The sequence below is a fragment of the Actinomadura sp. SCN-SB genome (assembly GCF_043906805.1).
Lineage (GTDB): Bacteria > Actinomycetota > Actinomycetes > Streptosporangiales > Streptosporangiaceae > Spirillospora.
Genome location: NZ_JBIMPP010000035.1, coordinates 15,349 through 41,881, shown reverse-complemented (window position 1 = coordinate 41,881; position 26,533 = coordinate 15,349). Strand labels below are relative to the sequence as shown.

The 26,533-nt window shown below is 73.3% G+C and carries 26 protein-coding genes; 19 read left to right on the top strand and 7 right to left on the bottom strand.

From position 1 onward, the window contains the following. The first annotated feature begins 6 nt into the window (after window positions 1-6). On the top strand, window positions 7-1,599 hold the full coding sequence (locus ACGWYJ_RS22305; RefSeq protein WP_395108185.1) for a PucR family transcriptional regulator: 1,593 nt from the start codon (window positions 7-9) through the stop codon (window positions 1,597-1,599). A 26-nt stretch (window positions 1,600-1,625) separates the two neighbouring features. On the opposite strand, the gene ACGWYJ_RS22300 is transcribed toward ACGWYJ_RS22305, so the two are convergent. The 3 genes from ACGWYJ_RS22300 to ACGWYJ_RS22290 all read right to left on the bottom strand — a co-directional run bounded on the left by ACGWYJ_RS22300 (window position 1,626) and on the right by ACGWYJ_RS22290 (window position 4,131). Then, window positions 1,626-2,129: a luciferase family protein gene (locus tag ACGWYJ_RS22300; RefSeq protein WP_395108184.1), complete on the bottom strand. Its 504-nt coding sequence runs from the start codon at window positions 2,127-2,129 to the stop codon at window positions 1,626-1,628. Between the two features lie 104 nt (window positions 2,130-2,233). After that, the gene (locus tag ACGWYJ_RS22295) at window positions 2,234-2,911 is read right to left on the bottom strand and encodes a TetR/AcrR family transcriptional regulator (protein WP_395108183.1); all 678 of its coding nucleotides are present in this window, start codon (window positions 2,909-2,911) and stop codon (window positions 2,234-2,236) included. Then, on the bottom strand, window positions 2,908-4,131 hold the full coding sequence (locus ACGWYJ_RS22290; RefSeq protein WP_395108182.1) for an acyl-CoA dehydrogenase family protein: 1,224 nt from the start codon (window positions 4,129-4,131) through the stop codon (window positions 2,908-2,910). The genes ACGWYJ_RS22295 and ACGWYJ_RS22290 overlap by 4 nt, the downstream gene beginning before the upstream one ends. Before the next feature lie 47 nt (window positions 4,132-4,178). On the opposite strand from ACGWYJ_RS22290, the gene ACGWYJ_RS22285 reads away from it, so the two are divergent. Next, the gene (locus tag ACGWYJ_RS22285) at window positions 4,179-4,943 is read left to right on the top strand and encodes an SDR family oxidoreductase (RefSeq protein ID WP_395108181.1); all 765 of its coding nucleotides are present in this window, start codon (window positions 4,179-4,181) and stop codon (window positions 4,941-4,943) included. Between the two features lie 43 nt (window positions 4,944-4,986). Then, window positions 4,987-5,943 carry a zinc-binding alcohol dehydrogenase family protein gene (locus ACGWYJ_RS22280; RefSeq protein WP_395108180.1) on the top strand — a complete coding sequence of 319 codons (957 nt, stop codon included), beginning with the start codon at window positions 4,987-4,989 and terminating at the stop codon, window positions 5,941-5,943. A 13-nt stretch (window positions 5,944-5,956) separates the two neighbouring features. Here ACGWYJ_RS22280 and ACGWYJ_RS22275 read toward each other — a convergent pair whose 3' ends face one another. Together ACGWYJ_RS22275 and ACGWYJ_RS22270 are read right to left on the bottom strand one after the other, a co-directional pair. Then, window positions 5,957-6,637 (bottom strand): response regulator, encoded by a 681-nt coding sequence (locus tag ACGWYJ_RS22275; RefSeq protein ID WP_395108179.1) that lies wholly within the window; start codon window positions 6,635-6,637, stop codon window positions 5,957-5,959. A 40-nt stretch (window positions 6,638-6,677) separates the two neighbouring features. Continuing rightward, window positions 6,678-7,979 (bottom strand): sensor histidine kinase, encoded by a 1,302-nt coding sequence (locus ACGWYJ_RS22270; protein WP_395108178.1) that lies wholly within the window; start codon window positions 7,977-7,979, stop codon window positions 6,678-6,680. A 177-nt stretch (window positions 7,980-8,156) separates the two neighbouring features. Between ACGWYJ_RS22270 and ACGWYJ_RS22265 the strand changes: the two genes are divergently transcribed. From ACGWYJ_RS22265 to ACGWYJ_RS22255, 3 genes are all read left to right on the top strand, one after another. Beyond that, window positions 8,157-8,792, top strand: coding sequence for a methyltransferase domain-containing protein (locus ACGWYJ_RS22265; protein WP_395108177.1), 636 nt, complete (start codon window positions 8,157-8,159; stop codon window positions 8,790-8,792). Between the two features lie 342 nt (window positions 8,793-9,134). Continuing rightward, window positions 9,135-11,144, top strand: a complete 2,010-nt coding sequence (gene thrS / locus ACGWYJ_RS22260) for a threonine--tRNA ligase (RefSeq protein ID WP_395108176.1) — start codon at window positions 9,135-9,137, stop codon at window positions 11,142-11,144. A gap of 51 nt (window positions 11,145-11,195) precedes the next feature. Further along, complete coding sequence (locus tag ACGWYJ_RS22255) at window positions 11,196-11,708, top strand: hypothetical protein (protein WP_395108175.1); 513 nt, start codon at window positions 11,196-11,198, stop codon at window positions 11,706-11,708. A gap of 165 nt (window positions 11,709-11,873) precedes the next feature. Here ACGWYJ_RS22255 and ACGWYJ_RS22250 read toward each other — a convergent pair whose 3' ends face one another. Further along, window positions 11,874-12,566 carry an Asp23/Gls24 family envelope stress response protein gene (locus tag ACGWYJ_RS22250; protein ID WP_395108174.1) on the bottom strand — a complete coding sequence of 231 codons (693 nt, stop codon included), beginning with the start codon at window positions 12,564-12,566 and terminating at the stop codon, window positions 11,874-11,876. A 215-nt stretch (window positions 12,567-12,781) separates the two neighbouring features. Between ACGWYJ_RS22250 and ACGWYJ_RS22245 the strand changes: the two genes are divergently transcribed. Then, window positions 12,782-13,420, top strand: coding sequence for an HIT domain-containing protein (locus ACGWYJ_RS22245; RefSeq protein WP_285698329.1), 639 nt, complete (start codon window positions 12,782-12,784; stop codon window positions 13,418-13,420). Window positions 13,421-13,482: 62 nt separating this feature from the next. On the opposite strand, the gene ACGWYJ_RS22240 is transcribed toward ACGWYJ_RS22245, so the two are convergent. Continuing rightward, a complete protein-coding gene (locus ACGWYJ_RS22240; protein WP_395108173.1) occupies window positions 13,483-15,648 on the bottom strand; it encodes an elongation factor G-like protein EF-G2 in 2,166 nt (721 codons plus the stop codon). A gap of 454 nt (window positions 15,649-16,102) precedes the next feature. Here ACGWYJ_RS22240 and pgsA point away from each other — a divergent pair, with 454 nt between their 5' ends. The 12 genes from pgsA to ruvA all read left to right on the top strand — a co-directional run bounded on the left by pgsA (window position 16,103) and on the right by ruvA (window position 26,495). After that, window positions 16,103-16,813, top strand: coding sequence for a phosphatidylinositol phosphate synthase (pgsA, locus tag ACGWYJ_RS22235; RefSeq protein WP_395108172.1), 711 nt, complete (start codon window positions 16,103-16,105; stop codon window positions 16,811-16,813). 92 nt (window positions 16,814-16,905) lie between these two features. After that, entirely contained in the window at window positions 16,906-17,742 is an 837-nt protein-coding gene (locus ACGWYJ_RS22230) for a phosphatidylinositol mannoside acyltransferase (protein WP_395108216.1), read from the top strand. Then, a complete protein-coding gene (locus ACGWYJ_RS22225) occupies window positions 17,739-18,908 on the top strand; it encodes a glycosyltransferase family 4 protein (RefSeq protein ID WP_395108171.1) in 1,170 nt (389 codons plus the stop codon). Before ACGWYJ_RS22230 ends, ACGWYJ_RS22225 begins: the two co-directional genes overlap by 4 nt. An 11-nt stretch (window positions 18,909-18,919) precedes the next feature. Further along, a complete protein-coding gene (locus tag ACGWYJ_RS22220; protein WP_395108215.1) occupies window positions 18,920-19,465 on the top strand; it encodes a hypothetical protein in 546 nt (181 codons plus the stop codon). A gap of 157 nt (window positions 19,466-19,622) precedes the next feature. Next, window positions 19,623-20,669 (top strand): DUF3048 domain-containing protein, encoded by a 1,047-nt coding sequence (locus tag ACGWYJ_RS22215; protein ID WP_395108170.1) that lies wholly within the window; start codon window positions 19,623-19,625, stop codon window positions 20,667-20,669. Window positions 20,670-20,763: 94 nt separating this feature from the next. Further along, a complete protein-coding gene (pdxS, locus tag ACGWYJ_RS22210; protein ID WP_285698335.1) occupies window positions 20,764-21,696 on the top strand; it encodes a pyridoxal 5'-phosphate synthase lyase subunit PdxS in 933 nt (310 codons plus the stop codon). Window positions 21,697-21,870: 174 nt separating this feature from the next. Then, window positions 21,871-22,512, top strand: coding sequence for a DUF6928 family protein (locus tag ACGWYJ_RS22205; RefSeq protein ID WP_395108169.1), 642 nt, complete (start codon window positions 21,871-21,873; stop codon window positions 22,510-22,512). Window positions 22,513-22,645: 133 nt separating this feature from the next. Beyond that, complete coding sequence (gene pdxT / locus ACGWYJ_RS22200) at window positions 22,646-23,266, top strand: pyridoxal 5'-phosphate synthase glutaminase subunit PdxT (protein ID WP_395108168.1); 621 nt, start codon at window positions 22,646-22,648, stop codon at window positions 23,264-23,266. A gap of 4 nt (window positions 23,267-23,270) precedes the next feature. Beyond that, on the top strand, window positions 23,271-24,020 hold the full coding sequence (locus ACGWYJ_RS22195; protein WP_395108167.1) for a YebC/PmpR family DNA-binding transcriptional regulator: 750 nt from the start codon (window positions 23,271-23,273) through the stop codon (window positions 24,018-24,020). A 46-nt stretch (window positions 24,021-24,066) separates the two neighbouring features. Continuing rightward, window positions 24,067-25,221 (top strand): enhanced intracellular survival protein Eis, encoded by a 1,155-nt coding sequence (eis, locus tag ACGWYJ_RS22190; RefSeq protein WP_395108166.1) that lies wholly within the window; start codon window positions 24,067-24,069, stop codon window positions 25,219-25,221. A 99-nt stretch (window positions 25,222-25,320) separates the two neighbouring features. Next, the gene (ruvC, locus tag ACGWYJ_RS22185) at window positions 25,321-25,872 is read left to right on the top strand and encodes a crossover junction endodeoxyribonuclease RuvC (RefSeq protein WP_395108165.1); all 552 of its coding nucleotides are present in this window, start codon (window positions 25,321-25,323) and stop codon (window positions 25,870-25,872) included. Beyond that, window positions 25,869-26,495, top strand: coding sequence for a Holliday junction branch migration protein RuvA (ruvA, locus tag ACGWYJ_RS22180; protein WP_395108164.1), 627 nt, complete (start codon window positions 25,869-25,871; stop codon window positions 26,493-26,495). Before ruvC ends, ruvA begins: the two co-directional genes overlap by 4 nt. The last annotated feature ends 38 nt before the right edge of the window (window positions 26,496-26,533 follow it).

Sequence of the window (26,533 nt, the reverse complement as noted above, 5' to 3'; positions counted from 1 at the left end):
GTGATCATGGCGACGGAAACGGCACCGGCGATCCTGCGGGTCGCGGATCTGCTCGCGCACGAGGACGTCCGGCTCACGCTGGTGGCGGGCCAGGGCTCGCTCGGCCGGAGGATCCGCCGGGTGCGCACCACCGACCGTCCCGACCCCGGAGGACTGGTGCGGCCCGGGGACCTGGTGCTGACCACGGGGCGGTGGTACCGGCGCCCGGACGACTGCGCGGCGTTCGTCTCCGCGCTGGCCGAACGCGGCGCCGCGGCCCTGGTGGTGGGCCTGGACAGGCTCGGTGAGCCGCCGGGCTCGCTGGCCGCCGAATGCGAGCGCCGCGGGCTGCCGCTGCTCATCGTGGACCGCTCCGGCGGCGGGAGGGCCGGCGACGACGCGGCGTTCGGCGCGATCGCCGCGCTCGTCGCCGAGGCGTACTCGCCCGCCGGGCTGGCGCGGCGGCTCGCCGCCGCCCGCCGCGCCGACGGGCTGCGCGGCCTCGTCCGGCTGCTGCGCGACGACGCGGGGCTGGACTGCTGGGTGCTGTCGCCGCTGGCCACCGTCCTGGCCTTCACCGGGGACGTCCCCGCGCCCGCCGAGGTGGAACGCGTGTGGCGGCGGGTGTCGGCGGAGCCGCAGGGCTCACCGGTCGGGGTGGCGGGCGGCGGCGGGTCGCCGCCGCGGTCGGTGCACGCGATCCGCGGCGCGCGGGGGGACGTCCGCGGCCATCTGGTCTGCCCGGGTCCCGGCACCGACGCGGCCACTGACACGGCCACCGACACGGCCCGGGAGGTGGTGCTGCGCACGGCCCTGCCCCTCCTCGGACTCGAACTCGACCGTGTGGACGACCGCCGGAGCGAGGAGCAGCGGCGCGTCGGCGACCTGCTGGACGCGATGGGCGGTCCCGGCGCCGACGGCACGGCCCTGGCCGCGCGGCTTCGCGCGCTGGGCGCCGACACCGGCCTGCCGATCGTCGCGGTCGCCGTCGCGATGGACGCCGCGCTGCCCCGCGCGTGGATCGTGGGCGGCACGCTGTCCGGATGGGCCCGCAGGGTGCTGCTGTGCGAACGCGACGGCGCGGTGATCGCTCTGGTGAACGGGCAGAACCGGGTGGCCGCGATCAGGGAGGCGCTGCGCGGCCTGCCCGCCCGCTATCCGCTGGTCATGGAGGGACGGGCGGTCGCGGCCGGGGTGAGCGAGGCCGAGTACGACCCGGGGCGGCTGCCCGCGGCCGTGGACGCGGCGCTGCGCGGCCTGGGCTTCGCGCGCACCGGCGCGGGCCCGGTCACCATCGTCCAGGAGGCCGACCTCGACTCGCACGGCGTGCTGCTGGACGTCCTGCCCGAGGGCGTGCGGCGCTCGTACCGTGAACGGCTCCTCGGCCCGCTGGAGGTCTACGACGCCGAGCACGGCACCGAGCTGATGCGGACGCTCGACACCTTCCTGGAGACGGCGGGATCGTGGCAGCGCTCGGCGGACCTGCTCTACGTCCACGTCAACACGCTGCGGTACCGCATCCAGCGGATCGAGGAGATGACCGGCCGCAGCATGCACTCGATGCGCGACCGCACCGACCTCTACCTCGCGCTCCGCTGCCCGCCCGGCGACCCGTCCTAGCCGGACGGCCGGACGGCCGGTCCGGCTCAGCCGGAGCGTTCGACGTCCTCGCGCGGGACGGCGCGGGGCAGCAGCGGGAACTGGCTGAGCGGCATCGGGGACCCGCCCGGCCCGGCGGTGTAGAGCCTGGCGAGCCTTTCGGGCGGGATGCCGCCGGCCGCGGCGCTGCACGGCACGCCGCCGCCGGGCGCGAGCGCCGTCGCGTTGGCCTTGATGGCGACGCTGGCCAGCGAGACGACCAGGCCCACGTCGGAGCCGGTTTCGAGGCGCACCGTGATCCATTCGCCGCCGGGCTGGATCGCCACCGTGCCTAACGAGCCCAGGACCGCGCCCAGCCGTTCCACCACCGGCCGGGTCAGCCGCAGCTCGGCGGACTCGTCGGAATGCAGGTGCAGGAACTGCCGTCCCGCGGTGGCGAGGGCGATGCCCACCCCGCAGTCCGCCCGGACCTGGGACACACCGTGCCATTCGCGCAACCGGTCGGCGATCAGACCGGCCTGGGACGTCGCGCCACTCCCGTCGGCAGCCACACCGGCATCGTTGCGCCGATGGGGCGGGACGCGGAACCGTCCGAGTTGAAATCGTTACGCTCAGGTGAGGTTTGACCGTCCCCCAGGAAATCTCAGAGGAAATGTCAGGAGTTTCCGGGCGGAGGACCGTGCCGGGGCAGCCGCTCGCCGGAGCGCAGCCGGTCCAGGCCGAGCCAGATGAACTCCAGCGCCATCTGCTCGGCCCGGTTGCGCGGCGTGTCGGGATGGTCGAGCCACCACGACACCATCGACAGCATCGACCCGTACATCAGCGGGACCAGCAGCCGCGCCCGCCGCTCGTTGGCGGCGAGCGCGGACGGCGACAGCGCCGGGTCGGCCCGGCGCCGCCGCAGCAGCAGATCGGCGAACGCCGTGCCGAGACGGTCGCGCAGATCCCGCAGCTCCCGCGTCCCGGGCCCGCTGTCGGGCTTGTCGAGATGCCGGATCAGCAGCTCCCACGCGTCCGGCTCGGCGGTGGCGTAGTCGAACAGCACCCGGATCATCGCCCGGATGCCCTCGGCCGAGTCGTGCTGCGCCCGCACGGCCACGTTCAGCCGCTCGGTCAGGTCGGTGACGATCGACTCGGTCACCTCGGTGAACAGCTGCTCCTTGGAGGTGAAGTGCTGGTAGAGCAGGGCCTTGGACACCTCGGCGGCGGCGGCCACGTGCTCCATCTGGGTCAGGTGGTAGCCCCGCCTGCCGAACTCGCCCAGCGCCACCCGGAGCAGCTGCTCGCGCCGCCGGGCGTGCGGCATCCTCCTCCGCACGCTTTGCTCGGTCACGTGCTCACGTACTTACCCAGCTCGGCCCGTGCCACCGAACGGACGTGCACCTCGTCGGGGCCGTCGGCGAGGCGGAGCGTGCGCAGGTGCGCCCACATGGAGGCCAGGGGCGTGTCTTCGCTGACGCCCGCGCCGCCGTGCACCTGGATGGCCTTGTCCACCACCTCCAGCGCCACCCGCGGCGCGATCACCTTGATGGCGGAGACCTCGGAGCGGGCCTCCTTGACCCCCCTCTTGTCGATCATCCAGGCGGTCTTGAGGGTGAGCAGCCGCGCCTGCTCGATCGCCATCCGGGACTCGGCGATCTGCTGCTGCACCACGCCCTGCTGCGCCAGCGGCTTGCCGAACGCGACCCGCGACACGGCGCGCCGGCACATCAGCTCCAGCGCGCGCTCGGCCATGCCGATGGCGCGCATGCAGTGGTGGATGCGGCCGGGGCCGAGCCGCGCCTGGGCGATGGCGAACCCGCCGCCCTCCTCGCCGACCAGGTTCTCCACCGGGACGCGGACGTCGGTCAGCTTGATCTCGCAGTGCCCGTGCTGGTCCCAGTACCCGAACACGGGCAGCGGCCGGACGATCTCCACGCCCGGGGTGTCCAGCGGCACGAGCACCATGGACTGCTGCCGGTACGGGTGCCCCTCCGGATCGGTCTTGCCCATGAGAATCATGATCTTGCAGCGGGGGTCGGCGGAGCCGCTGATCCACCACTTGCGCCCGTTGATGACGTAGTGGTCGCCGTCCCGCTCGATCCTGGTGGCGATGTTGCGCGCGTCGGAGCTGGCCACGTCCGGCTCGGTCATTCCGAACGCGCTGCGGATCTCCCCGTTCAGCAGCGGCCGCAGCCAGCGCTCCTTCTGCTCGGGCGTGCCGAACAGGTGCAGCACCTCCATGTTGCCGGTGTCGGGCGCGGCGCAGTTGAGGGCCTCGGGGGCCAGCTCGGGGGAGCGGCCGGTGATCTCGGCCAGCGAGGCGTAGTCGGTGACCGAGAGGCCGTGCGCGGGGTCCTCGCTGTCGGGCAGGAACAGGTTCCACAGCCCGCGCTTGCGGGCCTCGACCTTGAGCTCCTCGACGACCGGCGGGACGGTGTTCTCCTGACCGGCGGCCGTGAGCTCGCGCCGCTGGTCCGCGTAGACCGGCTCGGCGGGGTAGACGTGCGAGTCCATGAATTCCTGCAGGCGGCCGAGGTAGTCCTGGGCCCGTGCGCTCAAACCGAAGTCCATTCCGTTAGAGTAACTGACGAGTCAGTTACTTGGGAGGTCGGGTCCTGATGGCGGCTTTCGACGGTACGGGCAGAACCGCGCTGATCACGGGTGGGGCCAACGGCATCGGCGCGGCGGTGGCGCGGCGCCTGGCCGCCGAGGGGGTGCGTGTCGTCCTGGCCGACGTCGACGAGGAGCGGGGCGCCGCGCTGGCCGAGGAGCTGGGCGGCCGGTTCGTCCGCTGCGACGTCCGCGAACCCGCCGACAACCAGGCCGCCGTCGCCACGGCGGTCGACGCCTACGGCGGCCTGGACGTGGCCTTCCTCAACGCAGGCGTCTCCACCCACCTCGGCGAGACGGGCGGCGGCATCGGCGAGGACGGCTTCGACGTCGGCAACTACCGGCGCGCCATGGCGATCAACTTCGACGGCGTCGTGTACGGGATGCACGCGGCGCTCCCCGCGCTGCGCGCCCGCGGCGGCGGCGACATCATCGCCACCGCCAGCATGGCCGCCCTCACCGCCACCCCGTTCGACCCCGTCTACGGCGCCAACAAGGCCGCGGTCGTCGGCCTCGTCCGGGCGCTGGGCCCGCTGCACGCGCCCGAGGGCATCCGCGTGAACGCGCTGTGCCCGTCCTTCGCCGACACCGCGATCCTCGGCGAGATGAAGGGCGAACTGGAGAAGAGCGGCTTCCCCATCCTCGACGTCGCCGACGTGGTCACCGCGTTCATGGCCATCCTCGACGCCGACGGCGCCGGCGAGGCGTGGTTCGTCGTCCCCGGCCGCGAGAGCGGCCCCTTCAGGTTCCGCGGCGTCCCCGGACCCCGCTGAGCCGTTCGCTGATCCGTCCGCAGAGTCCGCAGAGGAGAGGCGCGTGCGCGCGATCCAGATCACCGAGTTCGGCGGCCCCGAGGTGCTCAGGCCGGCCGACCTTCCCGAGCCGGCCGCGGGCCCCGGGCAGGTCCTCATCGAGGTGTCCAGGGCGGGCATCAACTACGCCGACACCCACCAGACCGAGAACAGCTACCTGGCCGAGCAGTCCCTGCCCATGGTCCCCGGCGCCGAGGTCGTCGGGCGCACCCCGGACGGGCGGCGCGTGGTCGCCCTCACGGGCGGCGGCGGGTACGCGGAGAAGGCCGTGGCGGCGGAGCCGATGGCCTGGGACGTCCCCGGCGGGCTCGACGACGTCACCGCGCTGGGCATGGTCATCCAGGGCGCGTCGGCGTGGATGCTGCTGCGCCGCAGCGCGCCGCTGGCACCCGGGGAGTCGGTCGTCGTGCACGCCGCCGCCGGCGGCGTCGGCAGCCTGGCCGTCCAGCTCGCCAAGGTGTGGGGCGCGGGACGGGTCATCGCGACCGCCTCCTCGAAGGAGAAGCGGGAGCTCGCGCTGAGCCTCGGCGCGGACGCCGCCGTCGATCCCGCCGAGCCCGACCTGAAGTCGGCGCTGATCGAGGCCAACGGCGGCAGGCGGGTCGACATCGTGCTGGAGATGACCGGCGGCACGGTGACCGACCAGAGCCTGCGGGCGCTGGCCCCGTTCGGGCGGCTGGCCTTCTACGGCATGGCCTCGCGGCGGCCGCCCGCGCCCGTCCAGCCCGCCACCCTCCTGGCGCGCTCGATCACGATCGCCGGGATGTGGCTCGCCCACGCGTTCCGGCAGCCGGGCGACGTGATGGGCACCGCGCTGGCCGAGCTGTTCGCCCTCGCCGCCGACGGGCGGATCCGCGTGGTCGCCGGGGGCGAGTACGGCCTGAGCGAGGTCCGCCGGGCCCACGAGGACCTGCGCGCCCGCCGCACCACCGGCAAGCTCGTCCTCGACCCGTCCCGCTGAGGCGGGACGACCCTTACCCTCCCACGAGGCCGTTCTCGTACGCGTACACCACGGCCTGGGTGCGGTCGCGCAGCGCGAGCTTGGTGAGGACGTGGCCGACGTGCGTCTTGACGGTCTGCTCGGCCAGCACCAGCTCGGCGGCGATCTCCGCGTTCGACAGGCCCCGCGCGATGAGGCGCAGCACGTCCAGCTCGCGCGGGGTCAGCGAGGAGGTGGCGCCGGGGCTGGGACGCTGGTGGCGCCGCCGCCGCGCGAAGTCCCCGATGAGCCGCCGGGTGATGGACGGGGCCAGCAGCGCGTCCCCCGACGCGACCACCCGCACCCCGTGCACCAGGTCGGCGGCCGAGGCGTCCTTGAGCAGGAAACCGCTGGCGCCCGCGCCCAGCGCCTCGTAGACGTACTCGTCCAGGTCGAAGGTGGTCAGCACCAGCACCTTGGGACGGATGTCCGCGGGGTCGGCGTCCTGCGCGGGCGGCTCGCCGACCAGCTCGGCCGTGGCGGCCAGGCCGTCCATCTCCGGCATCCTGATGTCCATCACGATGACGTCGGGGTCGAGCTCGCGGGCCAGGTCGACCGCCTCGCGCCCGTTCCCGGCCTGCCCTATCACCTCGATCTCCGGGTCGGAGGACAGCAGCGCGGCGAGCCCGTCGCGGATCATGATCTGGTCGTCGGCGATCAGCACCCTAATCGTCACGAGTAGAACCTAACGCCTGCCGTGGACCGCGCCGTCCCTCCTACGGCACGCCGGTGCCGTACGGGAGGCTCGCGGTGACCGCCCAGCCGCCCTCGGGGAGCGGCCCGGCCTCCATCGTCCCGCCCAGCATGGTGACGCGCTCGCGCATGCCGACCAGGCCGTGCCCGCCGCCCTGCGACTCCGCCGGGGTGCTGCGCGGTCCGTCGTCGGCGACGCCCACGTCCAGCCGGTCCGCGCCGTACCGGATCTCGACCAGCACGCGGGCGCCGGGCGCGTACCGTGCCGCGTTGCTCAGCGACTCCTGGACGATCCGGTACGCCGACAGGTCGACCCCGGCGGCCAGCGGCCTGGGCACCCCGACCACGTCGACGCTCACCGCCAGGCCCGACCTGCGGGCCCCCGACACCAGGTCGTCCAGCCTGTCCAGGCCCGGCTGCGGGGCGCGTTCGGCGCCCTCGTCGTCCGAGCGCAGCAGGCCCACCACGCGGCGGGTCTCGGTCAGCGCCTCCCGCGCGGCGTCCCGCACCACGTGGAAGGTGTGCCGGGCCTCCTCCGGCAGCTCGGGGATCTTGTACGGGGCGGCCTCGGCCTGCATCGCGATCACCGACATGTGGTGCGCCACCACGTCGTGCAGCTCCCTGGCGATCCGGGCGCGCTCCTCCAGGACGGCCTGCCTGGCCAGGTCCTGGCGGCGCAGCTCCTCCTGCTCGCGCAGGATCGCCTCGGCGGTGCGGCGGCCGCTCACCGCGTCCCCGAACGCCAGCACCACCAGCACGAGGCCGGCCAGGATCGCGCCGAACCAGGCGGGCATGCCGAACAGCACCGCGGGCAGGATCAGCCCGCCGATGGTGATCGCCCCGACCCCCAGCAGGGTCTCCCGGTCGCTGGACATCGCGACGAAGAACAGGATCAGCAACTGCGCGAGGAACGCCGTGACCGGCCACGGCCAGAACTCGCCGTGCACCTGGAGGACCCCGAGCAGCAGCCCGGCCCCCGCGATCCGCCAGGCGGCCAGCGGGCGCAGCGCGACCAGCAGCAGCGGGGCCGCCTGCAACAGACCCAGCAGCGTGCTGGACCCGGACGGGCGGTGCTCCGCCGCGATCGGGATGGCGATGGAGCCCGCGGTCAAGCCGAGCCCCAGCGCCACCAGGAGCAGGAGCACCGGGATCCGCAGCCACAGCCGTGCGGGCAGCGGGACGCCACGCGGGTCGTGCGGACCCGGCACCACCGCCGAGCGCGCTCCCCGGAGCAGCCGCACATGGTCGTGGTGGTCCGCCTGGCCGCGGGCCTGCTCGTGGCGCGCCGGGTATCCGCTTCCCGGCGGGGAGGGTGATCGGTTCATCGCACTGCGAGCCTAAGTCGCCGCACGGACCGGTGGCGTGCCCCGGAGGAGGGAGATCTTCACAGAACCCTGGGTATCAGACCCGGTCATGGCCACGGGACCGTGGTCAGGGCATGGACGGGGCATGGACGGGGGGCGGTCTCGACGGGACGGCACGGTGTGGCCGAGACTGCGGAGATGACGGACGATCTCAGGCATCCGCGATTCGCCCGCGCCTACCCGCGGGTGGACGCCTACCTCGCGAAGGCCGGCGGGGCCGCGCACCGCGACGAGCTGCTGGCCGGGGCGAGCGGCCGGGTTCTGGACCTGGGCGCGGGGCACGGCGCCAACTTCGCGCACTACCCGGCGTCGGTGACCGAGGTGGTCGCGATCGAGCCGGAGCCCACGCTGCGCGCCCTCGCCGTCTCCGCCGCCGCCTCGGCCCCGGTCCCGGTGAAGGTGCAGGCCGGGGTCGCGGAACGCCTCGACTTGGACGACGCCTCCTTCGACGTGGCGGTGGCCTCGCTGGTGTTGTGCTCGGTCCGCGACCCGGTCCGCGCCCTTGCCGAGCTGCGCCGCGTCCTTCGTCCCGGCGGGGAGCTGCGCTACTACGAGCATGTGCGGGCCACCACGCCCAGGATGGCCGCGTTCCAGAAGTGCGCCGACGTGATCTGGCCGTACGTGGCGGGAGGCTGCCATGTCTCCCGTCCCACCGGGGAGCTGATCGCGCGCTCGGGCTTCACCGTGCGGCGCGAGCGCCGCTTCGGGTTTCCGCCCTCGCGGCTGCCGAACCCCGCCAAGCCGCACCTGATCGGATTGGCCGTGCGCGCCTGAGCCCTTCGCTTAACGCCCTTCCCTGAGGGTCCGGCTCCCCGTCGGATAGGATGGGCGCATGGCGGACATGCGCGCGTATCGGACGACGACGCCGGGGATCTCCCGGCGCGAGCGACGCATGTCCTGACCAGGACGGACCAGCGTGGGCCCCGGGAGCGATCCCGGGGCCTTCGTCATGCCGGGGGCCGCCGCGGGTCGCTCCTCCCGCCACCGGAACCTGACGAGAAACTGGAGCCAACCATGGGGCACGACCCGTCCGGCGGCCCGCCGGACTCGATACCATCGAGCGTCCGCCCAGAGCCGGACCACGCCGAATCCACATCACGATCGCGAGGAGTACCCGTGTCCACCGTGCCCGAGCTGCGCATCACCCTGGACGGACGCGAGCGGTCGGTGCCCGCCGGGTCGACCGCCGGCCAGGTGCTCGGGGTCGCCGGAGGCCCCGCGGGGGCGTCCCCCCAGAAGGGCGGGCGCACCGTGATCGCCGCCAGGGTCGGCGGCGACCTGCGCGACCTGGACTACCAGGTGCGCGACGGCGAGGAGGTGGAGCCGGTCGAGATCGACTCGCCGGACGGCCGGGCGATCCTGCGGCACTCGGCCGCGCACGTGCTGGCGCAGGCCGTCCAGGACCTGTTCCCCGAGGCCAAGCTCGGCATCGGCCCGCCCGTGGAGAACGGCTTCTACTACGACTTCGACGTCCCCGAGCCGTTCACCCCCGACGACCTCAAGCGCATCGAGAAGCGGATGCGCGAGATCGTCAAGCAGGGGCAGCGGTTCTCCCGGCGCGCCGTCTCCGACGACCAGGCCCGCGAGGAACTGGCCGGCGAGCCCTACAAGCAGGAGCTGATCGGCCTCAAGGGCGCCGCCAGCTCCGAGGACGGCTCCGACGTCGAGGTGGGCGAGGGCGAGCTGACCATCTACGACAACCTGGACGCCAAGACCGGCGAACGGCGCTGGAAGGACCTGTGCCGCGGCCCGCACCTGCCCACCACCCGGGACATCCCCGCGTTCAAGCTGATGCGCTCGGGCGGCGCGTACTGGCGGGGCAGCGAGAAGAACCCGCAGCTCCAGCGGATCTACGGCACCGCCTGGGAGTCCCGCGAGAAGCAGGACGAGTACCTGAGGATGCTGGAGGAGGCCGAGAAGCGCGACCACCGCAGGCTCGGCGCCGAGCTCGACCTGTTCTCCTTCCCGCCCGAGATCGGCAGCGGCCTGGCGGTCTTCCACCCCAAGGGCGGCATCATCCGCAAGGTCATGGAGGACTACTCGCGCCGCCGGCACGAGGAGGCGGGGTACGAGTTCGTCAACACCCCGCACATCTCCAAGCAGAACCTGTTCGAGGTCTCCGGGCACCTCGGCTGGTACAAGGACGACATGTTCCCGCCCATGGAGCTGGACGGGGCCGACTACTACCTCAAGCCGATGAACTGCCCGATGCACAACCTGATCTACCGGGCGCGCGGGCGGTCGTACCGGGAGCTGCCGCTGCGGCTCTTCGAGTTCGGCAGCGTGTACCGGTACGAGAAGTCGGGCGTGGTGCACGGACTCACCCGGGTGCGCGGCCTGACCATGGACGACGCGCACATCTACTGCACCCGCGAGCAGATGGTCGGCGAGATCAGGAACCTGCTCACCTTCGTGCTGGACCTGCTGCGCGAGTTCGGCCTGGAGGAGTTCTACCTGGAGCTGTCCACCCGGGACGACTCGGAGAAGTTCATCGGCTCCGACGAGTACTGGGACTGGGCGACCGAGGCCCTGCGCAACGCCGCCGACGGGTTCGGCCTCGACCTGGTGGACGACCCGGGCGGCGCGGCGTTCTACGGCCCAAAGATCTCCGTGCAGGCCAAGGACGCCATCGGCCGCACCTGGCAGCTGTCCACCATCCAGGTCGACCCCAACCTGCCGGAGCGGTTCGGCCTGGAGTACCAGGCCGCGGACGGCTCCCGGCAGCGGCCGGTCATGCTGCACCGGGCGCTGTTCGGGTCGATCGAGCGGTTCCTCGGGGTGCTGCTGGAGCACTACGCGGGCGCGATGCCGCCGTGGCTGGCGCCCGTCCAGGCGGTCGGCATCCCGATCGGGGACGCGCACGTCCCGCACCTGGAGAAGGTCGCCTCCCTGCTGCGCGAGCGGGGCATCCGGGTGGAGGTGGACGCCTCCGCCGACCGGATGCAGAAGAAGATCCGCAACGCGCAGAAGCAGAAGGTCCCGTACATGCTGCTGGCCGGGGACGACGACGTGGCCAAGGACGCGGTGTCGTTCCGCTACCGCAGCGGGGAGCAGAAGAACGGCGTCCCGATCGGCGAGGCCGTGGAGGAGATCGTCCAGGCGGTACGGAGCCGCGTCCAGGTCTGATCCCTCCGCGGGACGCGACGGCGCGGGGCGGCATGGGAGGAAGTCCACGGGATGAAGCCGAGGAAGAGGCTCCGGCCCAACGGTCCCGCCCTCGGCCTGATCGGCGGGTACGGCGGTTCGCTGGCGCTGGTGGCGGCCGCCGTCGTCGTCCTGCTCATGCCGCTGTTCCGCGAGGACGGCGGCGCCGCGGACGGGAGCGCCGCGAGCGGAACGTCCCCTTCGGGGACCGCCTCGGCCGTTCCCCTGCCCACGGATCCGGCCCCCCGCGCCACGCCCTCGCGTCCTGGGGGCGGCAACGCACCGCAGGGCCAGGCGCGGGACGGCGGGCCGCCGGGTCCCGAACGGGACGACGGCACGGTCACCTGGTGCCCGGACGGCACCGCCTTCTACCGGGACGGCGGCACCGGGCTGGAGGTCACGATCAACGTGTCGGCCAGCGGCCTGGCGCGCGCCGAGGCGTCCCTGCGCGGGCGCCACCGGTCTCCCGGCAGGCCGGCGTGCGGCGGCCCGGCCCGTACACGTTCCGGTTCGGCGGGGTCACGGCCCGGATGGTGGAACGGGTGAAGGTCACCACGGTCTCGGTCGGCGTGGCGGTGCAGACCTGTTACGCCCGCCCGAGGGCCTGACCAGCCGGTAACCTGCGAAATCGCTTGGTATGGGCCGTCATGCTGTCTAAAGTGCATGAACTGGCGGCTCGGTATGGGCCGCCGAGGTCATCGGGGTCGTTCCTTACGGGCGGGAGGGGAACGACCCCGATGCGTGTCCGTCCGGGCCGTCCGGTGCCTGGTCGCGGGCGGGCGCGCGCACGTCCTCGACGGTGATGTCGACGGCCGCCACGCGCAGGCCCAGCATCAGGCTGACCATCCGGGCCACGTTGCGTTTGACCTCCTTGGCCACGTCCATGACCGCGCAGCCGTACTCGACGGCCAGCCGCAGGTCCAGGGACACCTCGTTGTCGTGCGCGGGGCCCGGCGCCCCGGACTGGCCGGACGCGGGGCCGGCGGCGCGGGTGGAGGACGCGGCCACGCCCTCCACCTCCAGCGCCGCCATCGTCGCGATCTTCTCTATCACCTGGTCCTCGATGGTGATGCGGCCCTTCACCACGGCCTCCGGCGCGGCGGCGGCCTTGGCCGGAGCGGGTGCCGGATCGGGCGTGGGAGCCGGAGCGGGCGCGGGTGCCGCGGCGGGCGCGGGTGCCGGTACGGGTGCCGGAGCGTGCGGTGGCGCGGTGCCCGGCGGTGGCGCGGCCCCGGGCGGTGCCGCGGGGGCGGGTGACGTCACCGGGGCCGGCGCGGCCAGCGGCACGCCGCCGGTGGACGGCGTGCCGGACGACGGCATCCCGGGGTAGTAGGGCGCGGGCCTGGCCTCGGGGCGCTCCGGCTCCGTTCCGTTCGCCGGAAAGTGCTTGTCGAGGTCGGTCATGTCGGCTCCCGCGGTAGATCGCCCGTCCCGTCCAGGGACACCCATGGTGGCGCAGAGAAGCGCCCGCGTCGGCCGACTCGCGACAAGTTTATTGACTCATCCTGATTTTGGCTGTGTGCCCGGGTTGCGACGCCGCCGGCCTCCCCGGCTTCAAGCCGTCGCGTATCTCTCTCTATGCTGCTGGTCAGGCCGTGAACCCGAAGGAGAACGCCGCCTTGAGCGCAGAGCCGGAGGAGCCCGTGATGCCGCAGGCGCGCGACGACGCGCCCGCCGATCCTGCCCAGTCCCCCGTGTCCGGGCCGGGGCCCCAGGTCGAGGAGGAGCTGGGCGGCGCCGGCGTGCCCGACGACTTCCAGCGGCTGTGGACGCCGCACCGGATGGCGTACATCAAGGGGGAGGGCAAGCCCACCGGCGCGGGCGCCGACGACGGCTGCCCGTTCTGCGAGATCCCCAAGATGAGCGACGAGGACGGCCTGATCGTGGCCCGCGGCCAGTGGGTCTACTCGGTGCTCAACCTGTACCCGTACAACTCCGGTCACCTGATGGTCGTCCCGTACCGGCACGTGGCCGACTACACCGAGCTGGACGAGGCCGAGTACGGCGAGCTGGCCAGGCTGACCCGGCGCTCGCTGACCGCGCTGCGCAAGGCCAGCGGCGCGCAGGGGTTCAACGTCGGCATGAACCTCGGCCATGTGGCCGGCGCGGGCATCGCCGCGCACCTGCACCAGCACGTGGTGCCGCGCTGGGGCGGCGACACCAACTTCATGCCGGTCGTGGGCCGTACGAAGGTGCTGCCGCAGCTTCTGCGCGACACGCGGCAGATCCTGGCCGACGCCTGGCCCGCGGACGACTGAGCGGCGCCCCGCGCGAGCACCGGGCACCGCTCCGTCGTCTCGTCCTCCGGGTTTCCGGGGACTCAGCCTTCCTTCTGCCCGGCGGCCAGCTTCTCGGCGAGGTGGGACGGCAGCGGCTCGTACCGCAGGAAGGTCCGGCTGAACGTGCCGGTGCCCTGCGACATCGAGCGCAGGTCGATCGCGTACCGGATGATCTCCAGCTGCGGGACCTCCGCCTTGATCATGGTGCGGCCGCCGGGCACCGACTCCGAGCCGAGCACCCGGCCGCGGCGCGAGGACAGGTCCGACATGACCGGGCCGACATAGTCGTCGGAGACCAGCACCGACACCTCGTCCACCGGCTCCAGCAGCAGGATCGGCACCTTGGACGCGGCGTCCTTGAGGGCGAGCGCGCCCGCGGCCTGGAAGGCCATGTCGGAGGAGTCCACCGAGTGCGCCTTGCCGTCGTACAGCGTCACCTTGATGTCGACCAGCGGGTAGCCGGCGGCGACGCCGCGCGCCATCTGCTGGCGGACGCCCTTCTCCACCGAGGGGATGAACTGGCGCGGCACCACACCGCCCACGATCTTGTCGACGAACTCGAACCCCTCGCCCGAGGGCAGCGGCTCGACCTCGATGTGGCAGATGCCGTACTGGCCGTGGCCGCCGCTCTGCTTGACGTGCCGTCCCAGGCCCTGCGCCTTGCCGCCGAACGTCTCGCGCAGCGGCACCCGCAGGTCCACCCGCTCGACCTCGACCGAGTACCGGGAGCGGAGCCGGTCGATCAGGACGTCGGCGTGGGCCTCGCCCATGCACCACAGCACGAGCTGCCGGGTCTCGGAGTTGTTCTCCAGCCGCAGCGTCGGGTCCTCGGCGACGAGCCGGCCCAGCGCCTGGCTCAGCTTGTCCTCGTCGGCCTTGGACTTGGCCTGGATCGCCACCGGGAGCAGCGGGTCGGGCATCGACCAGGGAGCCATCAGCAACGGGGAGCCGGGGTCGGACAGGGTGTCGCCGGACTCGGCACGGTTCAGCTTGGCCACCGCGCAGATGTCCCCGGCCACGCACTCCGACACCACGCGCTGCGTCTTGCCGAGGGGGGAGCTGAGCGCGCCGACCCGTTCGTCCACGTCGTGGTCCTCATGGCCGCGGTCCTCCAGGCCGTGGCCGGAGACGTGCACCGTGGTGTCGGGGCGCAGCGTGCCGGAGAACACCCGGACCAGCGAGATCCTGCCGACGTAGGGGTCGGAGGTGGTCTTGATCACCTCGGCCACCAGCGGGCCCTCGGGGTCGCAGGCGATGTCCTTGGCCGCGCCGCCGGTCACGGCCGTGACGGGCGGGATGCCGTGCTCCAGCGGGGACGGGAACGCCTGGGTGATGACCTCCAGCAGCTCCAGCATGCCGATGACGGGGCCGGGGTGGTCGCCGTGCGGCACGGACGTGGCCAGCACCGGGTAGAAGCTGCCGCGCGCCACCGCGGTCTCCAGGTCCTCGATCAGCTCCTTGACGGGGATGTCCTCACCGGCCAGGTACCGGTCCATGAGGGTCTCGTCCTCGCTCTCCTGGATGATCCCCTCGATCAGCGCCGCGCGCTGCTCGGCGATCTGGTCCAGGTACTCCGGCTGCGGCTCGCACTCCACCCGCGCGCCGGTGGAGTAGTCCAGGCAGCGCTGGGTGAGCAGCCCGATCAGCCCGGTGAGGCCGTCCCCCGAGCCGACCGGGAAGTAGCAGGGGAGCACGCCGTCGCCGAAGACGTCCTGGCAGCTCATCACCACGTCGTCGAAGTCGCCCCGGTTCTGGTCGATCTTGGTGATGACCACCGCGCGGGGCATCCCGACCGCCGCGCACTCCTCCCAGAGCATCCGGGTGAGGCCGTCGATGCCGTCCACCGCCGAGATCACGAACAGGGCGGCGTCGGCGGCGCGCAGTCCGGCGCGCAGATCGCCGACGAAGTCGGCGTACCCGGGGGTGTCGATCAGGTTGACCTTGATGTCGCCGTGCGTGAGCGGGGCCAGCGCGAGGTTCACCGAACGCTGCTGGCGCACCTCGACCTCGTCGAAGTCGCTGACCGTCGTGCCGTCCTCGACGCGGCCGCGCCGCTGGATGGTGCCGGTCGCGGCGAGCAGCGCCTCGGCCAGCGTCGTCTTTCCCGCTCCCGAGTGGCCGACCAGCACGACGTTGCGCACCTTGTCGGGCCGGCCGGCCTCCGGTGCCCTGCCGGGGGCTCCCGGATGGCCTCCCTTGTCAGCCATTGACTACCTCCTCGGACGTGCCCGCGCGGGGCCGTGTGCGGTCGAGGGCCCGGCCCTGGCGGGCAGGGTCCTCCTCGTCCGAGTGCGGCGCCAAGCCACTCCATCCGACGTGCGTGACCAGCGTCACACCCGTGTCAACACCTTTTCCCGTGACGGCCAGGATCACAAGGGGTGAGCCGCAAACGTCCCCTTTCTTCTCGTGGGTGAGCCTCTCCACGGTGTGGCTCGTTGACGCTTCACGAATCCCGGCCCGCGTCTCGCGGGCGCCCGGTGGCGGGCGCTCGCACTACGATGGGCGCGCGCCGGGCGCCCCGCCGCGTCTCCGCTGGCGGCCCCTGCGCGATTCTGGAGTGGTCCCGGTGGGGGACCGCCCGCCTCGACACGGGATCGGACGGGGATCGGACGCGATGCTGGACACGACGCGGCTGGACACGACACGGCAGGGCGGCCCGCGATGCTGAACAAGGTGCGGCCCGCGCTCGGCCATGTGCTCAACCCGGTCGGCCGCGCCGTCGCGCGGACCGGCATCACGCCCAACGCCATCACCGTGGTCGGCACGGCCGGCGTGCTGGCGGGCGCGCTGGGCTTCTTCCCGCGCGGGGAGTTCTTCTGGGGCACCATGGTCATCACCGCGTTCGTGCTGTTCGACATGCTGGACGGCGCGGTCGCCCGGGTCACCGGCAAGATCACCAAATGGGGCGCCTTCCTGGACTCCAGCATGGACCGGGTGGCCGATGCCGCGATCTTCTCCGGGCTGCTGATCGGGCTGTACCGGGACGGGCAGGAGGGCCTGTCCTGGGTGGCGCTGTACTGCCTGGTCGCCGGGGTCGTGGTGTCGTACGCCAAGGCCCGCGCCGAGGGGCTGGGCTACCGGTGCGACGTGGGCATCGCCGAGCGGTCCGAGCGGCTGATCGTCGCGCTGGTCGCCGCCGGCCTCGACGGGATCGGCGTCCCGTACGTCCTGGCGCTGGCGCTGTGGGCGCTGGCCGTGCTGAGCACCGTGACGGTGGGGCAGCGGTTCGCGACCGTCCGCTCGCAGGCCCTGGCCGAGGCGGCGGAGCCGGAGGACCCGGGGGCGAGGCCCGCGACGCAGGCCGAGCCCAAGACCGAGCCCCGCGGCGTGCGCGGGCGCGGGGCCGGAAGCCGCGCGGAGCGGCGGGCGTGACCCGCGTGAGCGTGCGGCGGCTTTCGCCGGGGAGGGCGCGCGACGCGCTGGTGGACGCCGCCTACGCCGCGGGCTGGACCGTGGTCCGCAAGATGCCCGAGCGGGCCGCGCGCGGGCTGTTCACCGCGATGGCCGACCGCACCTGGCACCGGCGCGGCAGGGGGGTCCGGCAACTGGAGCGCAACCTGCGCCGGGTGCTGGGCAAGGACGCCGTCGACGCCGAGGTCCGCGCGCTCAGCAAGAAGGTGATGCGCTCCTACTTCCGGTACTGGCTGGAGGTGTTCCGCCTCCCCGAGTACGACCGCGACCGGATCGTCGGCCGGATGCGGGTGACCGGCCACGAGAAGATCTTCGCCAACCTGGAGGCGGGCCGCGGCGTGATCCTGGCCCTGCCGCACATGGGCAACTACGAGCAGGCGGGCGCCTGGCTGGTACACCAGGGACACCCGTTCACCACTGTGGCGGAACTGCTCAAGCCGGAGTCTCTTTTCAAGCGTTTTGTTGAATTCCGCGAGAGTCTGGGCATGGAGGTGCTGGCGCACAAGGGCGCCTCCGCGTTCGGCCGGATGGCGCAGCGGCTGCGGGACGGTCGGCCGGTCTGCCTGGTGGTCGATCGCGACCTCACCGAAAGCGGGATCGATGTGGAGTTCTTCGGCGCGACCGCGCGGATGCCCGGCGTCGCGGCGGCGCTCGCCGTGCAGACCGGTGCCGCGCTGATCCCGGTCACCCTGTGGTACGAAGGCGAGTACTGGGCGGCGCGTGTCCACGACGAGGTCCCGGTGCCGGAGTCCGGCACCAGGCAGGAGCGGGTGCGGGCGATGACGCAGGAGGTCGCGGCCGTCTTCGAGGAGGGCATCGCCGCCCACCCGGAGGACTGGCACATGCTCCAGAAGGTCTGGGTGGAGGATCTGGGGGAGGCCGGCCGGTGAAGATCGGCATCGTCTGCCCGTACGAGTGGGACGTACCGGGCGGCGTCCAGCAGCACATCCGTGACCTGGCGGAGGCGCTGATCGGCCTCGGCCACCAGGTGTCGGTGATCGCGCCGGCCGACGACGACACGCCGCTGGAGCCGTTCGTGGTGCCGGCGGGCCGGGCGGTCCCCGTGCCCTACAACGGCTCGGTGGGACGGGTGGCGTTCGGGTTCCTGTCGGCGGGCCGGGTCCGGCGGTGGATCAACGAGGGCGGGTTCGACGTGCTGCACGTTCACGAGCCCGCCGCGCCGTCGCTGGGCATCCTGGCCTGCTGGGCGGCGGACGGCCCGATCGTGGGCACCTTCCACGCCTCGTACCAGAAGTCGCGGCTGGTGTCGGTGACCGCGCCCATCCTGCAGAGCGCCCTGGAGAAGATCACCGGCCGGATCGCGGTGTCGGAGGCGGCCCGCAAGACGCTGGTGGAGCATCTGGGCGGCGACGCGGTGCTGATCCCCAACGGGGTCGCCACCGAGCGGTACGCGATGGCCGACCCGCTGCCGGGCTGGAAGGGCCGCGCGGACGGGGAGGACGGCGCCCGCGACGGCTCCGGCGGCGCGCTGGGCTTCCTCGGCCGGATGGACGAGCCGCGCAAGGGCCTGCCGGTGCTGCTGCGCGCGTTCGAGATCCTGGGCCGCGAGCGCCCGGGGCTGCGGCTGCTGCTGGCCGGGCCGGGCGACGCGAGCGACGTGCGCGCCAAGGTGTCGCCCGAACTGCGCGACCGGGTGGTGATCCTGGGCATGGTCAGCGAGGAGGACAAGGTCCGCGCCTACCACTCGGTGGACGTGTTCGTGGCGCCCAACCTGGGCGGGGAGAGCTTCGGCATCGTGCTGGCCGAGGCGATGTCGGCGGGGGCGCCGATCCTGGCCAGCGACATCGAGGCGTTCGACCGGGTGCTGCTGGGCGGCCGCGCCGGGGCGCTGTTCCCCGTCGGGGACCACGAGGCGCTGGCCGCGGCGGCGGGCGAGCTGCTGGACGACCCGGCCCGGCGCAAGCAGCTGTCGGCCGAGGCGCGCGCCGCCGTCCGCCGCTACGACTGGTCCGCGGTGGCGCGTGACGTGCTGCGGGTGTACGAGACCGTGGCGCTGGACGGCACCGGTGTCGTCGAGTCCGGTCTCGGGGCCTGATGGCCGGGACCATGCTCTACGACTGGATCATCGACGTCCTGTTCTGGGTCGCCGTCGCCTTCCTCCTCGCCGTGTACGTCTCCTGGCGCGCGACCCGGCTCGACCGGCTGCACGTCCGGGTGGAGACGGCGCGGGCGGCGCTGGACGCGGCCCTGGTGCGGCGCGCGGCGGTCGCGCTGGAACTGGCGGCCTCACGGCTGCTGGACCCGGCCACCAGCCTGGTGCTGGCCACCGCGGCGCACGAGGCCCGTACCGCGGACGCCGAGTCGCGCGAGTTCGCCGAGAGCGATCTGTCCCGGGCGCTGCGCGCGGTCGTCGACCAGCCCGACTTCGCCGACACCCTCAAGGCCAAGGACGACGGGCAGTTGGTGCTGGACGAGCTGGGCGGGGCCGCGGCCAAGGTCGTCTACGCCCGCAGGTTCTACAACGACGCGGTGGCGCAGGCGCGGACGGCCCGGCGCAAGATGCTGATCCGGGTGCTGCCGCTGGCCGGGCGGGCGCCCCTCCCGGACTTCTTCGAGATCGACGACGATCCGCCGCTGGCCCTGCGCGGCTGACCCCGCCGCCCACGGCGCGATGGGCGAGTCGACCGGAGGGTAACCGAACGCCCCCTCTCCGGTGACGCCCACCAGGCCGGTCACCGGGGTTGAACCCGGACAAAGCTTACGTTCGTATTCGCTACCCTCGGGCCCATCCGCCAAGGGAGGGTAAAGCGTGCGTAACGTACGGTCACCGCTGCGGGGCCATGGGACCCCCGGACGCGTGGGCGCCGCGGTCGGCGCCCTGGTCCTGGGGTGCGCCCTGGCGTCCTGCTCGAGCGCGGGACCCGAGCCGGCCACGCCGCCCGGCGCGGCGGCCCCGGAGGCCGGCGCGTCCAGGACCACCGCTCCCGCCACCCACCCCTTCACGGGCGGCCGGCGGGGCGTGGACAACCCCGTGCTCGCCGTGAAGATCGAGAACACCCGGAACGCGCTGCCGCAGACGGGGGTGCGCTCGGCCGACATCGTGTACGTGGAGCAGGTCGAGGGCGGCCAGACCCGGCTGATGGCGGTGTACTCGTCCAGGCTGCCCGCGCGGGTGGGGCCGGTCCGCAGCGCCCGCATCTCCGACCTGCACCTCCTGCCGCAGTTCGGGCGCCCGGCGTTCGCGTTCTCCGGCGTCCAGAGCAAGATGAAGAAGTACGTGGCGCAGGCCCCGGTGTACGACCTCTCGGAGGAGAAGGCGGGCGGCGCCTACTACCGCTTCGGCCCCAAACCGGCCCCCTACAACCTCTACGCCAACCCCAGGGCCCTGCTGAAGCGCGCTCCGAAGGCCGAGGGGCCGCGCGACATCGGGTTCCGGTTCGGCGAGGCCCCGCCGGGCGGCAAGCCCACCAAGACCTTCACGGCGCGCTGGCCGTCCACCCGGATGGCCTTCACCTGGTCGGCCAAGCAGAAGCGGTGGCTGGCGTCCCACGACGGGCGCGTGGACACCGCGGCCGAGGGCGGCGTGCTCGGCGGGCAGACCGTCGTCATCCAGTACGCCCGGACGACCCGGTCGAAGTTCCACGACTTCCTGGGCAACTACACCCCGGAGATCAAGACGACGGGCACCGGCCGCGCCCTCGTCCTGCGCGACGGCAGGTCCTACGAGACGACCTGGTCGCGGCCGTCGGAGGACCGGGGGACGACCTTCACCACCGCCGACGGCAAGCCGATGACGTTCGCCCCCGGCCAGGTCTGGGTGGTCCTCGTCAACGACGGCGAGCCCCGCATCCCCTAGCGCGGCCGACGCGGGGTGGCCGGCGCCGGGAATAGGACGGGCACGCAATACGATGGACTTTCCGACCCATCATCAGTTCACGTGAGGTAGGCCCGTGTCCACTCCCACTCCCGCCACCCCGGCCAGCAGCGAGACCGCCAGCGCGCCCGCCACCGGGACCGCCCGGGTCAAGCGCGGCATGGCCGAGATGCTCAAGGGCGGCGTGATCATGGACGTGGTCACGCCGGAGCAGGCCAAGATCGCCGAGGACGCCGGCGCGGTCGCCGTGATGGCCCTGGAGCGGGTGCCCGCCGACATCCGCGCCGAGGGCGGCATCTCCCGGATGAGCGACCCCGACATGATCGAGGGCATCATCTCCGCGGTGTCCATCCCGGTGATGGCCAAGGCCAGGATCGGGCACTTCGTCGAGGCCCAGGTGCTGCAGTCGCTCGGCGTCGACTACGTGGACGAGTCCGAGGTGCTGACCCCGGCCGACTACGAGAACCACATCGACAAGTGGGCGTTCACCGTCCCGTTCGTGTGCGGCGCCACCAACCTGGGCGAGGCGCTGCGCCGCATCACCGAGGGCGCGGCGATGATCCGGTCCAAGGGCGAGGCCGGCACCGGCGACGTCTCCAACGCCACCACGCACATGCGCAGGATCCGCGCCGAGATCCGCCGCCTCCAGTCGCTGCCCGAGGACGAGCTGTACGTCGCCGCCAAGGAGCTCCAGGCCCCGTACGAGCTGGTCAAGGAGGTCGCGGAGCTGGGCAAGCTGCCGGTGGTGCTGTTCACCGCGGGCGGCATCGCCACCCCGGCGGACGCCGCGATGATGATGCAGCTCGGCGCCGAGGGCGTGTTCGTCGGCTCGGGCATCTTCAAGTCCGGCGACCCGGCCAAGCGCGCCAAGGCCATCGTCGAGGCGACCACCTTCCACGACGACCCGGACGTGATCGCCAAGGTGTCGCGCGGCCTGGGCGAGGCCATGGTCGGCATCAACGTCGCCTCCCTGGGCGAGGACCAGAAGTTCGCCCACCGCGGCTGGTGAGCCCGCCGGCCCGCGCGGCCCGAGCCGGCCGCGCGGGCTGACCGGATGGTTACTTCGGACGCACTCCCGCCCGCCGCCCTCCCCAACCCGCGCGCCAGGGTTTACGCTGGCACGCGCGGTCGCAGGGGAGGAGCGGGCCCCGGGCGTCAGGGCGGCCGTGGAAGGGACGTGCTCATGGCGTGGTCGGTCGCGCTGGCCTGTGCGAGTTCCGGCGATCCCGCGGGGGTCTTCCGGCCGGACCTGAGCCCCGACCCCGATCCCGAGGCGGCGGCGCGGCTGGCCCGCGGGCTCTACCCCGCCGCCACCCTCACCGAGACCGGCGACACCGTCCTGGACTTCGCGCTGTGGCCGTACGAGGACGAGCTGTTCGTCGGCGCCTTCGACCGCGCGCTGCTGGTCTGCGACCGGCGGCTGTTCGGCCTGGACGAGGACGCCCGCAGGATCGCCGACCGGACCGCCGCGGCGCTGCCCGGCGCGCGCTGCGGGGTGCTGGTCCTGCACAGCGTGATCTCCGGCTGCTGGTTCCGCTGGTACGAGGCGGGCGCGCTGCGCCGCGACGTGTTCGTCACCGCCGAGGACGGCGTGGTCGTCGACCAGGGCGCCAGGCTCGCCGCCGAGGCGCCGTTCTGGAAGGCCCTGGACGACCTGGGCGGCGACGGGCCGGACGGGGCGCGCGACGTCCCGCTGCCGTTCGACCAGGAGGAGTTCGGGCTGGCGCTGGCCGAGGCGCACATGTTCGGCCGCGGCATCGCCGAGCGCGGCGACGACGGCTTCCTCCCCCTGGAGCTGCCGCTGCGGCGCTTCAAGCTGAGCTGACGCCCCGTCCCGGCCCGCCGCGTGGGAAGACTCACGCGTGCCGGGAACGTTGTAACCACCGTCTAGGGTTGACGCGGAACCCCGACGGTCCCTTCGCGCAAACCCTGTGCCGATCTCCCCGGAAGGTTCTCTCGTGACCACTGCTGTGCCCACCATCGGCGTTCTGGCCTTGCAGGGCGACGTGCGCGAGCACGCCCGCGCCCTGGAGGGCGCCGGAGCGCGCGCCGTGTCGGTGCGCCGCCCCGAGGAGCTGGAGCGGGTGGACGCACTGGTCGTCCCGGGCGGCGAGTCCACCACCATGTGGCGGCTGGCGCGCACCTTCGAGCTGCTGGAACCGCTGCGCAAGCGGATCGAGGCGGGCATGCCCGCCTACGGCTCCTGCGCGGGCATGATCATGCTGGCGGACCGGGTGCTGGACGGCGTCGAGGGCCAGGAGACCATCGGCGGCATCGACATGACGGTGCGCCGCAACGCCTTCGGCCGCCAGGTCGACTCGTTCGAGACCTCCGTACCGCTGGAGGGCATGGGCGACGCGCCGTTCCACGCCGTCTTCATCCGCGCCCCCTGGGTCGAGTCGGTCGGCGACGGCGTCCGCGTGATCGGGCGGGCCGAGGGCGGCCCGAACATCGGTAGGATCGTCGCCGTCCGCCAAGGCCGCCTGATGGCGACCGCGTTCCATCCTGAACTGACGGGCGACCACCGCGTGCACCACTACTTCGCCGATCTGGTGCGCCGGGCGATGGAGGAGGAGTAAGCGAATGTCCGGCCATTCCAAATGGGCGACCACCAAGCACAAGAAGGCGGCCCTCGACGCCAAGCGGGGCAAGCTCTTCGCCAAGCTGATCAAGAACATCGAGGTCGCGGCCCGCACCGGCGGCGGCGACCCGGACGCCAACCCCACGCTCTACGACGCGATCTTCAAGGCGAAGAAGAACTCCGTCCCCAACGACAACATCGAGCGCGCGCGCAAGCGCGGCGCCGGTGAGGAGGCGGGCGGCGCCGACTGGCAGAACATCACCTACGAGGGGTACGCGCCCGGCGGCGTGGCCCTGCTGGTGGAGTGCCTCACCGACAACCGCAACCGCGCCGCGTCCGAGGTGCGGGTGGCGCTCACCCGCAACGGCGGCTCGCTGGCCGACCCCGGCTCGGTGTCCTACCTGTTCAACAGGAAGGGCGTGGTGATCGTCCCGAAGGCGGGCACCACCGAGGACGACGTGATGATGGCCGTCCTGGACGCCGGCGCCGAGGAGGTCAACGACCTGGGCGACAACTTCGAGATCGTCTGCGAGGCCGGCGACCTGCTGAGCGTCCGCACGGCCCTGCAGGAGGCCGGGATCGACTACGAGTCGGCCGACTCCAGCTGGCTGCCCAGCGTCTCGGTCCCGCTGGACGAGGAGACCGCCAAGAAGGTCTTCCGGCTGATCGAGGCCCTGGAGGACTCCGACGACGTCCAGGACGTCTGGGCCAACTTCGACGTCTCCGACGAGGTCATGGAGGCCATCAGCTGACCGGCCCTCCGACGGCCGGGCCGGGCCGTGGCGTAACGTCGGGCGGGTGAAGATCAGGACGCTCAACGCGGAGGAGTTCGACGCCTCCCGCGACATCCGGTCCAGGGCCTTCGGGCCGGTGTCCTACGACGACTGGGCGGAGACGCGAAGGTTCGTGCGGCCCACGCTCGTCGCGGGCCGCCAGTACGGCGGGTACGAGAACGGCCGCCTGATCGCCACCGCCCGGATCCACGACCTGAGGCAGTGGTGGCACGGCCGCGCCGTCTCCACGGGCGGCGTCGGCGGCGTCGCCGTCGCCCCCGAGGCGCGCGGGCGGGGGGTCGGCCGCCGGATGATGCGCGATGTCCTGGAGCGCTGCGTCGAGTTCGGACACGCCCTCGCCATGCTGTATCCGGCGACCACGCCGCTCTACCGTGCCCTGGGCTGGGAGCACGCGGGCGCCGCGTACCACGCCAAGTTCCCCACCGAGTCGCTGCGCGCCGTCCTGTCCGGGTCCCCGGCGGGGCTGCGCCGCGCGGGGCCCGGCGACGCGGCCGAGGTCGCCGAGACCATCCGGCGCCTGCACCGGGACACGGCCGCCTGCGGCCCCATCGACTGGGGCGACGAGATGTGGCGGGTCTTCCTCGAAGAGGAGGACGACTCCTACGTCTACCTCGCCGACGACGGCGTCCTCGACTACCACTGGGGCCCCGGCGGCAAGGGCCTCCAGGTGGAGACGCTGCTCGCGGGCTCCCAGGAGACCCTGCACGCGCTCTGGGCGATCGTCGGGTCGGGCTCGTCCACGGCCGCCTCCGTCGAGGCGTGCCTGGCGCCCCACGACCCGGTGTTCTGGCTTCCCAGGGAGCGCCCGGACGGCGAGGTCCACGTGACGGGCTGGATGCTGCGCGTGGTGGACGCGCCCGCGGCGATCGAGGCCCGCGGCTACCCGGCCCCGGTGAGAGCCGACGTGGTCTTGGAGATCGACGATCCGAACCTGCCCGCGAACTCGGGCACGTGGCGGCTCGCGGTCGAGGACGGCGAGGGACGTCTCGAACCGGCCCCCGGAGCCCGTGCGCCCGTACGCCTGGGCATCCGCGGGCTGTCCGCCCTGTACGGCGGCGTCCCCACGGCCACGTTGCGCGGCGCCGGCCTGCTCGAAGGCCACGCACCCGCCCTGGACGCGGTCTTCGGCGCCACCGCCTACGCGCTCGACGAGTTCTGAGACCCGCCTCCGGGACGCCGACACGGCCGCGCGATGCGGCACGATTGTCCGCGGGGCCCGGTAGCGTGGCCTGCCGAACAGATGATCGAAGGAGCGCGCGTGCGGGTGATGGGCGTGGACCCCGGGCTCACCAGGTGCGGGGCGGGCGTGGTCGACGGCGCGCCGGGCGCCCCGCTGCGGCTGGTGCGGGTCACGGTGGTCCGCACCGCGCCCGCCGACCCGGTCGCCACCCGGCTGCTGGGCATCGAGGCCGGCATCGAGGCGCTGATCGAAGAGCTGAGCCCGGACGTGGTCGCGGTGGAGCGCGTGTTCTCCCAGCACAACGTCCGCACCGTGATGGGCACCGCCCAGGCCGCCGGGGTCGCGATGCTGGTCGCCGCCAGGCACGGCCTGCCGGTGGCCACGCACACGCCCAGCGAGGCCAAGGCCGCCCTCACCGGCAACGGCCGCGCGGACAAGGCGCAGGTGGCCAACATGGTGACGCGATTGCTCCGCCTCGACGGCCCGCCCAGGCCCGCCGACGCCGCCGACGCCCTCGCCCTGGCCATCTGCCACGTGTGGCGCGGCGGCGCGCAGGCGCGGCTCACGGCGGCCCGCGCGGCGGCCCGGACGGCGACGACTTCGCGGACGAGAGGAGGGGCGGCCCAGTGATCGCCTTCGTCAGCGGCCGGGTGGCCGCGGCCGGGCCGGACGGCGCCGTCATCGACGTCCACGGCGTCGGCCTGTCCGTCCAGTGCACCCCCGCCACGCTCGCCGGCCTGCGGGTGGGCGAGCACGCCACGGTCCCGACCTCGCTGGTGGTCCGGGAGGACTCGCTGACCCTGTTCGGGTTCGCCGACGACGACGAGCGGGCGGTGTTCGAACTGCTCCAGACCGCCAGCGGCATCGGGCCCCGGCTGGCGCTGGCCATGCTCGCCGTCCACAGCCCCGACGCGCTGCGCCGCGCCGTGGCCGCCGAGGACGTGACGGCCCTGACCAAGGTGCCCGGCATCGGCAAGAAGGGCGCGCAGCGGATCGTCCTGGAGCTGAGGGACCGCCTGGGCGCCCCCGCCGGCGGCGGCGACGGCGCCCTCGCCCCGCCGCCCGGCCAGGCCGCCGAGCGGTGGCGCGAACAGGTGCACAGCGGCCTGATCAACCTGGGCTGGTCCACCAGGGACGCCGACGCCGCGGTCGCCGCGGTCGCCGCCGACCTGGCCGCCGACGGGGCGGACGGTGCCGAGGTCCCGCCGGTCGCGACCCTGCTGAAGTCCGCGCTCAGGAAGCTCAGCAAGTGACCGGCGCACGGAGCGGGCGCCCGGGGGCCGCCGAGGGG